The 8,600-nt window shown below is 66.1% G+C and carries 7 protein-coding genes; 3 read left to right on the plus strand and 4 right to left on the minus strand.

The window, feature by feature from the left end:
- Window positions 1–2: 2 nt before the first annotated feature.
- The 3 genes from B1A74_RS13655 to corA all read right to left on the minus strand — a co-directional run bounded on the left by B1A74_RS13655 (window position 3) and on the right by corA (window position 5,423).
- On the minus strand, window positions 3–389 hold the full coding sequence (locus tag B1A74_RS13655; protein ID WP_077244955.1) for a hypothetical protein: 387 nt from the start codon (window positions 387–389) through the stop codon (window positions 3–5).
- A gap of 237 nt (window positions 390–626) precedes the next feature.
- Window positions 627–4,127 (minus strand): class I SAM-dependent DNA methyltransferase, encoded by a 3,501-nt coding sequence (locus B1A74_RS13660; protein ID WP_077244956.1) that lies wholly within the window; start codon window positions 4,125–4,127, stop codon window positions 627–629.
- A gap of 219 nt (window positions 4,128–4,346) precedes the next feature.
- Window positions 4,347–5,423: a magnesium/cobalt transporter CorA gene (gene corA / locus B1A74_RS13665; RefSeq protein WP_077244957.1), complete on the minus strand. Its 1,077-nt coding sequence runs from the start codon at window positions 5,421–5,423 to the stop codon at window positions 4,347–4,349.
- A 255-nt stretch (window positions 5,424–5,678) separates the two neighbouring features.
- On the opposite strand from corA, the gene B1A74_RS13670 reads away from it, so the two are divergent.
- Window positions 5,679–6,428, plus strand: a complete 750-nt coding sequence (locus B1A74_RS13670; protein WP_018871055.1) for a hypothetical protein — start codon at window positions 5,679–5,681, stop codon at window positions 6,426–6,428.
- Between the two features lie 11 nt (window positions 6,429–6,439).
- Here B1A74_RS13670 and B1A74_RS13675 read toward each other — a convergent pair whose 3' ends face one another.
- Complete coding sequence (locus B1A74_RS13675) at window positions 6,440–7,384, minus strand: LysR substrate-binding domain-containing protein (protein ID WP_018947923.1); 945 nt, start codon at window positions 7,382–7,384, stop codon at window positions 6,440–6,442.
- Between the two features lie 461 nt (window positions 7,385–7,845).
- Here B1A74_RS13675 and B1A74_RS13680 point away from each other — a divergent pair, with 461 nt between their 5' ends.
- Window positions 7,846–8,088, plus strand: a complete 243-nt coding sequence (locus B1A74_RS13680) for a type II toxin-antitoxin system Phd/YefM family antitoxin (RefSeq protein ID WP_077244958.1) — start codon at window positions 7,846–7,848, stop codon at window positions 8,086–8,088.
- Window positions 8,088–8,510 (plus strand): type II toxin-antitoxin system VapC family toxin, encoded by a 423-nt coding sequence (locus B1A74_RS13685; RefSeq protein WP_077244961.1) that lies wholly within the window; start codon window positions 8,088–8,090, stop codon window positions 8,508–8,510. Before B1A74_RS13680 ends, B1A74_RS13685 begins: the two co-directional genes overlap by 1 nt.
- The last annotated feature ends 90 nt before the right edge of the window (window positions 8,511–8,600 follow it).

The following is an 8,600-nucleotide window of genomic DNA, read 5'->3' on the forward strand; positions in this document are numbered from 1 at the left end:
AATCAGGCGTGACCTGACACTAGTCCACCGTACTGGCCGAGCATCATCCTCCGCTGCGAACCCGGGGCGAGATAGGGTATTCCGTTAACCAGTGGCCCTTTGGCCATTGGCTCTGGTATCGGCGCATCGTCAAAGCCAAACGCCTCCTGCGGAAGGGGCGCCTCGGGATGGAACGTTACGTTTTGGGCTGCCCCTTTTCCTATGTTCTCGATAACTAAGTTGAGGACGGTCTTCGAGTCCGGATTTTGCTCGAGATGAACGATCACATCAGGACTGGCGTTGGCCGCATACACCGTGTAGCTGATCATCGTAGCGGATAAAGCCACGAAGGCGACGAACATACTTACGTAGAAACTCGCGTACCCAACCCATGCGGGGACGTTTTCCATCCTATAGCTCCGTGTACAAGGCCCAACAGTGGTGGGATCGCGCGCACGGATATTGGATGAACATGCGCGCGTGTTTAATCGGATATTGCACCGGGCGCATGGCGTCAGCAAGCGTCAGTAGTTGGTCAGTCGGATGTGTCGCCGCGGTGGTTTTTAGCACCGTGTTATCTCGCCCGGCTGACGATGCGGTTTGGGGCCATGGCCGAGCGGTGAGCCCTTGATGCTGCTGGTCGATCGTCATGTCAGGCGCCATTGGTCGTTTTCCGTTGTGGCCTGGCCGAGGATTTGGAGGGCGGCGAGGACCTGGGTGATGGATTTGGTTGGCTTTCGCTTGAAGTGGCTGGCCAGGGCGTCCGGGGTTTGGGGGCCGATGGCGAGGAGGCGGCGGACGGCTTCGACCTGGTCGGGCATGGATTTGGGCCAGGTGGGCTTTTTGGCCGGTTCGGTCGGGGTGTCGGCGGCGGCCTCGGGTTTGGCTTCCAGCGTGGCGGTGGTCTGGGTGGCTTCGGGGGCCTGGTAGTCGGGGCGTAGCCAGCGGATGTGGCCCTGGGCTTCTTCGGCGGCGCGTTCGGCGTTTAGTGCGACGAGGCGGCTGAGGAGTTCTTCTTCGGCTTCGGCCTGGTCGGCGGGCTTGTCCGGCAGCGGGGTGGTGGCGCCGGGGCGGCCGACGAGGCGGTCGGCGAGGTCGTCCCAGCCGTAGGGGTCGAAGACGGCGCGGTCGAGGTCGTCGTGGAGTTCGCGCAGGAGGGAGACGAGGCCCTGTTCGTGGATGTTGCGTTCCTTGGCGGTCAGCGGTTCTTCGGCGCGCAGTTTTTCCAGCACGTTGTACATGCCGGTGAGGGTGAGGTCCGGGTGTTCGGCCTGGCGCGCCTTGCGATGGGCGTCGATGCGTTCGGCGAGGTCGCCGATGGTGGCGGCCTGCTGGTCGTCGAGTTCCGGGAAGGGGAAGGTCTCGAAGCAGCGGGTCTTTACGTAGACCGGATCATTACCAACGCCCAATCGGCTGCCCGAGGCGAAGGACCACGAGACATGAATGCGGCTGCTTAATATGCCGTGGTGTGATGCCGATTGCAGGGCAATGTTTATCAGCTTGTTGTCGGGCAGGATTTCCGCATCGAGGAACTGGAAGACGCGGTGCTTGGTGGTCTCAACGGTGGCGATGTAGCGCGGGAGGCCCTTTAGCTGCGCACGGAGGTCCGTGCGTAGTCGACGATGGAGCCACCAATTCTCTCGGAGATTCCGATCACGGTTTTGTTCGCGTTCGGGCTTAACACGCTCAAGCACCCACTGATAAGCCGACGGATACTTCTTGCAAGCTTCTTCTGCTGTCAGCCCGAAAAAATCGATGACCATCACGCCACGTGGGCGTTGCGTAAGGTCACGGCCGTTTCGGTATTGGCGGATGACCCGTCCAATATCCGACGTCTGGCCCAGTCCTAAACGACCGGCATCATCAGGCTCGATGATGAAACCCGAATTACCGAGTTCGAACCCTCGCTGACTGATGTTCGAGTTTGCCTGAAGCGGCAATGCGCCTGCGACGTTGGCTCCAATGGTTAGATCCGCAAAAAGTTTCCCCGCCCTGTGGCTCAGTTCCACGGTGCGGGCGTCGTCGTCCGTATCGCGTTCGTTGAAGACGTGGCGCAGGGTACCGGGCTGGTCTCCGGGTACGGCGACGGTCATGGCAATGCGCACGGCGGCGCCGTCGGTACTGTCCACCCAGGGGTGGTCGGGTATGGCGAAGGAGAGCGACAGGGGCTTTTTGGTGTCGTTCAGGTGCGGTTCGAGCACGCGGCGGTTGAAGGTCTGGCGCAGGCTGTTGGTGGTGATGAAGCCGAAGCGCCGGGCCTCGCCCTTGCGTACTTTCTCGGCGGCGATGTGCCACCAGTACATGACGAAGTCGGCGGAGTCCGGGACGATGCCCTTGAAGACCTTGCGCACGGCGTCCACGTAGCCATCCCCCAGTGCGCGGCGCATGGTGGCGGCGCCGATAAACGGCGGGTTGCCGACGATGAAGTCGGCTTCGGGCCATTCGGCGCGGCGCGGGTTGCTGTAGTGGTAGACGGGGGTGCGGCCGGTTTCGTCGGGGATGAGTTCGCCAGTGACGGGGCTTTTCTTGTAGCTGATGCCGTCCCAGATGGTGACGGGGTGGCCGTGCTCGTCGGTCATGGGTTCGCGGGCATCAAAGTCGATCAGCGCGTCGCGGCATTCGATGTTGTGGAAGTCGCGCAGGATGGGTTCGGGCAGGCTGAGGCGGCCGTGCAGGCGGTAGTGCCATTGCAGGTAGCCGATCCACAGGACGATCTCGGCGATGGCGGCGGCGCGCGGGTTGATCTCCAGCCCGAGGAACTGGTGCGGGTCGACGGTGAGGCCTTCGGTGTCGAAGGTGGCCTGGCCGGCGCTCAGGTCGCGGATGAGGTTGAGCACTTCGCCTTCGAGGCGCTTGAGGTGTTCCAGTGCCACGTAGAGGAAGTTGCCGGAGCCGCAGGCGGGGTCGAGCACGCGCGTTTCGCACAGCCGGTGGTGGAAGCGGTGCAGCTCGTCCAGGGCCTTGTCGGGCTTGTTCTGTTGCAGCCAGGCCTCGGCGGCGACCTGCACGGTGTTCCATTCGGCGCGCAGGGGCTCGATGAGCGTGGGCATGACCAGGCGTTCCACGTAGGCACGCGGGGTGTAGTGGGCGCCGAGCTTGTGGCGTTCGCGCGGGTCCAGCGCGCGTTCCAGCAGGGTGCCGAAGATGGCGGGTTCGACGAAGCGCCAGTCGGCACGGCCGGCCTGGATGAGCAGGCCGATCTGGTCGGCGTTGAGCGGGATGGGGTCGATGTTCTGGAACAGGCCGCCGTTGAAGCGCTGCACCTTGTGCATCAGCTGGCCCTCAAAGCCGCCGGTGTTCATCGTCTCCCACAGGGAGCGCATGGCGTCGGGGAAGTGTTCGGGGTTTTGCTGCAGGCGTTCCAGCAAGGCGGTGAAGCTGCCCTTGGGCAGGAGTTCGACGTCTTCGCTGAACATGGTGAACAGGCAGCGCTTGAGGAAGTGGGCGACGCGCTCGACGTTGTAGCCGCCCTGTTCCAGGGATTTGGCAAGCTCGGCCAGGCGCGCGCTGACCTCGCGGGTGACGCGGGCGGCGTGCTTGCTGGCGTCGAGCCGGTCGGGCGCCAGCCACAGGTGGCGCAGGCGCTGCTGGATCTCGGGGTCGCGCAGGTCTTCCAGGCGGATGCGGTGGCGGCTCGGGTCCGGGTACGGGACGTAGGTGCCGCCGGAGCGGGAGAACTCGGAGTAGAGCTCCAGGCTGCGGCCGACATCGGTGACGACGATGAACGGCGGGCGGCCTTCGTCTTCCGGCAGGGCGCGCACGTACTGGTCGGCCTGGTTCTGCGCGGCGAGCATGGCCTTGTCCCAGCCCTGGGTGTGCAGGCCCTTGCCGGTCTGCTTGGCCTCCAGCACGAAGCAGCCGCGGCGGTAGAGGTCGATGTAGCCGCGGTTCTCGCTGCCATCCGGGTTGCGGATGGTCACGCGGCGTTCGAATACGTAGGCGTTGTCGGCAGTGTCGTCGCTGGCCGGGTCAGGGTGGGGCAGCTCCAGCAGCTTGCACAGCTCGGTGAGGAAGAGCTGGTAGTTGGCGCGCTCGGAGCCGCCGGTGTCGCGCCAGCGCTCGATGAACGCCTCGACCTGCTCGGGGGCGGCAATGGCTGCGGCGGGTTCTTCGTCGGCGTGTGCCGGCGCCTCGGCGGTTGCGTCCATCGGCCGTATTTCCTTTGATCTTTCCGGGGAAACGATACCGATTCAGATCGCCGTTGTCCCGTGTCCGACGCCGGGTCGGCCGGCGGGCCGGTCGGTAGGAGGCGAGCCTCTCGCCGATTCGGCCGGGTGGGTCGTCCGGGCCCCGGTCGGCCAGGGGGCTGGCCTCCTACGGGCGGGGGTAGTCGGTAGGCCGGCCCTCCGGCCGATTCGTGCCGGGCGTTACAACCAGCCGCGGCGGCGGAAGAAATAGAGCATGCCGGCGACCACGCCGAGCATGACGAGCCAGACCACGGGGTAGCCGTAATAGGTGTAGAGTTCGGGCATCGACCAGGGGCTCTCGGGGTGGTCGAAGTTCATGCCGTAGATCCCCACCACGAATGTGAGGGGGATGAAGATGGTGGCGATGATGGTGAGCACGCGCATGACGTCGTTGGAGCGCTGGTTGATGGCGGACATGTAGGCCTCGATCAGGGTGGCCGCCATCTCGCGGTAGGACTCCAGCAGATCCACGATCTGGATGGCGTGGTCGTGCACGTCGCGCAGGTACGGAAACAGCTCGACGGTAAACGGTTCCAGGTCGTCGCGCATCAGCCGCGCCACCACGTCGCGGGCAGGCCAGAGCTGGCGACGCAGCACCAGGAGTTCCCGGCGCAGCCGGTGGATCTCGGCCAGGGTGCTGGCGTCGGGCCGCTCGAGTACCGCGTCTTCGAGGCGTTCCAGCCACTCGCTGATCTCTTCCAGCACCGGGAAGCCCTGGTCCACCACGGCGTCCATCAGCGCGTAGGCCAGGTACGCGGCGCCCAGGCGGTTGAAGTTGCGGTTGGCGCTGCGCATGCGATCGCGCACGGGCTCGAAGGGATCCTGCTCGCCACCGTGGATGCTGATGATCAGGCCGGGGGCCACGAACAGGCTGAACTGGTCGAGTTCGATGCGGCCTTGTTCATGCCGGGGGTGGCTCAGGATGACCATCAGCGCGTTGTCGAAGAAATCGACCTTGGGGCGCTGGCCCTGGTGACGAATGTCTTCCAGCACCAGCGGATGCAGACCGAAGGCATTGCCCAGGGCACGGAGCTGCTCGGGCCCCGGCATACCCTGCAGGTGCAGCCACATGAAACCCTCGCCGGTGTCACCCGCACCTCCGGACAGGATCCGGTCGGCATCGAGCTCCGTCAGCCGCTCATGGCCGTAATGCCATGCACAAGCCCGGGCGCCCTCGCCCACGTCTTCGCGTGCATGGGCCCCGTGGCCGGGTGCCGCGCCGGGCTCGGGGTAGGTTTTTTCGAACAGCCGGCTCATGACGCCTCCCGCAGAAATGGGCCTCGAGTATAGCCCGTGCGCGCCCCCGCCCGTGGGAGCGTGCTCGCACGCGAACCCATTCGCGGCCAGGGCCCGGCGCAGTCGTTCAGCGATCTCGCAGGCCTCTTCGGCATCGGCGCCGGGCAACAGGACCGGGCATTGCACCCCATGCATTCATGCGGGGCACGGCGAGAGCTGCCGTGCCTATACTCGGGCTGAATGCACAGCCCTCCGCAATCCAGGAAGGAGATCAGCATGGCCAGGCGTGGTTACGGGCCGGCGGCCCAGTGGCAACCGAACGACCCCTCACCGAACGCGGCTTCCGGGGTTGCCGAAGCGCCCTCGGGGCCCGGATCCCCGCCGCCGGGAGAGGAAAGCCCGGTAGAGGGGCAGCTGGAGTTCGTGAAAATCTCGCCGCTCAAGCGGCTGCCGTTTTTTGGCGAAAAGACCCGCAGCATCGCGGAACTGCGACAGGCCGGAACGCCGGTGGCCCGGCTGCGGCGCCCTTCGGGCGGGCTCGCGGCCTGGTTCGGCAGGCCGGAGCTGCATTTCGCCACCACGCGCATGCGCCTGGCCGACCCGCCGGACGCGGGATTCTTCCAGCAGATTCAGCGCAATGTCGGCTTCTTCGGGATGCCGCAGCGCCAGGAGGTCTGGCGCGCCGGCGCGGGCACGGTCACGCAGATCGAGGAGACCAGCACCGACCGCAAGACGCTCAGCGGGCTGTTCAGCTATCGCGACGATCACTACCAGCTCAATGGCGAACGCACCGACTGGCGCGGGCTGTTCAGCTATACCCTGCGCGACAACCGCGACATGGTCGCCACCTTCCGGCCCAAGCAGGAAACCGGCCTGACCGGCGGCTGGTTCGTCGAGGTCATCCATCCGCGCCCGGTCGGGGCCATCGCCATCGCCTGCCATATGGCCATGTGGCTGGAAGAAAGCACCCGCGGCTCGAGCGGCGGCGCCGGAGGGGCCGGCGGAGGCGGCGGTGGCGGCTGCTGACCCCGCGCCGATCAACCGCGGCGCACGGAGGCCTGGTGGAGTTCGTCGCGGGCGATGCCGACGAAGTCCTGCATGAAGGCGAGGCCCTCGTCCTCGCGGCGGATGGCCAGGCGCAGGGTGCTCCACAGGCCGTCGGGGCCCATGCGCAGACGCGCGATGGCGGAACGCCCGGAACCCCGCGCGCCGTTTCCCGCGCCCTGCATCTGCGCCTCCAGTTCCGGCAGGGCCCATTCGGGGAGCGAGGCGACACCCCGCCCGCTGGCGACCAGCTGCAGCAGCATGGCCGTCACCTCGGTGGTCCGTCGGGGTAGCGAGATGCCCGTCGGGTGCAGGAAGTGCCGGCAGATATCCAGGCGCTCCTCCTCCACCGGGTAGGTGATCAGGGTCTCGCCCTCGAGATCCGCCGGCTCCACGTAGCTGGCCCCCTCCAGACGATGCCCGCGCGGCACGATCAGCAGGTTCTCGTACTCCAGCAGGTCCAGCGCGATCAGCTCCGGGTCTTCCACCGGATCCGGCGACACCGCCGCGTCGACCTCGCGTTCGCGCAGGGCATTCAGGGCATCGAAACCATGGCTCAGGCTCAGGTCCAGCTCCACCTCGGGCCAGTGTTCGCGGAAGGCCGCCAGCGAGGGCATCAGCCACTGGAAGCAGCTGTGGCACTCCAGCGCGAGGTACAGCCGCCCGCCGCGGCCGTCGCGGATGCGGGCGATGTCGCGCTCGGCCGCGGCCACCTCCGGCAGCACGCGCTCGGCCGCCTGCAGCAGGCGCGTTCCGGCCGGTGACAGGCGCACCGGCGTACTGCGCCGTTCGAACAGCACCACGTCCATGCGCTCTTCCAGCTGCCGCAGCTGGTGCGACAGCGCCGACTGGGTGACGCACAGCGACTCGGCCGCCGCCGTCACGCTGCCCAGGCGAACGATCTCGTGCAGTGCCCGCAAATGCCGGATCTCCAGCATGCCACCCTCCTTCATGAGCCTGACTCACATACTACGTGACAAAAACTTGTTTTACTCATGCGTGGACAGGGTAGAAACTAATCCCCGTGCTCACCCGCAGTGGCGCCTTCATCGGGGCGCCGGGGCGGAAGAGCCTGCCACGCTGCTGACATGCTGCTGTATCTGCGTGACATCTCCGTTGGACCGGCACGTCGGGGTGGTGTCCCGACACGCCGCGGGAAGGGAGTCCCCCGCCGCATCGACGCTTTTTCTTGGCTGGGTGTCGATGCGGCTTTTTTGTGCGCGCTTTTCCCCGGCACCGCTGCCCCGTGTGCCCCGTGTGCCCCGTAGGAGCGCAGCCCTCTGCGCGATCAGGCTACGGCGAAAGATTCCGGACCGGGAACTCGTTCGCCTGCAAGCAGGCTCCTGCATGTTGGTGGCTGTCCTATAATGTGACCATCAACATAGTCAGGAAGCACGAAATGTCGGATTCCACCATCAACCTCGCCGACGCCAAGGCTCGCCTCAGCGAGCTGGCCGAGCGCGCGGCCTCGGGCGAAAACATCATCATCACCAAGCGGGGCAAGGCCGTGGTGAGACTGAGCCGTGCAACCCCGGCCAGGCAACCGATCGATGCCGGTGCCTTGCGCGCGTTGACCGACGCCCAGAGCAGCTGCTCGGAACAGGACCTTGTACGCTCCCTGCGCGACGACGCGCGCTATTGATGCGCTATCTGGATACGAGCCTGCTAGTGGCCGCACTGACCCGCGAGCCGCGCACGGGCGACATGCAGACCTGGCTCGCGGCACAGCCGGTCGAAACGCTGCATATCAGTGACTGGACAGTGACCGAGTTCTCGGCGGCCCTGTCCATGAAGGTTCGCAGACAGATCCTGACGACCGGGGAGCGGGCAACGGTGCTCGCGGCCTTTGCCGGCCTGCGCGAAGCCTCGCTGAGCAACCTGTCCGTCGCGGCGACCGACTACGCCATCGCGGCACATTTCGCCGACCAACACGACTCCGGGCTACGCGCAGGTGATGCCCTGCATCTCGCCATCGCATACAACCATGGCCTCGAACTCTGCTCCCTCGACAAGGTTCTGGTGGCCGCCGCCGAGCCTCTCGGCGTCAACGCCCGGTTGCTCTGAAGACGCACCCTCTTGCGTAATCCAGCCAGGTGTCGATGCGGCTTTTTTGTGCGCGCTTTTCCCCCGGCACCGCTGCCCCGTGTGCCCCGT

This window comes from Thioalkalivibrio halophilus (assembly GCF_001995255.1).
In the GTDB taxonomy this organism is placed as follows: Bacteria; Pseudomonadota; Gammaproteobacteria; order Ectothiorhodospirales; family Ectothiorhodospiraceae; genus Thioalkalivibrio; species Thioalkalivibrio halophilus.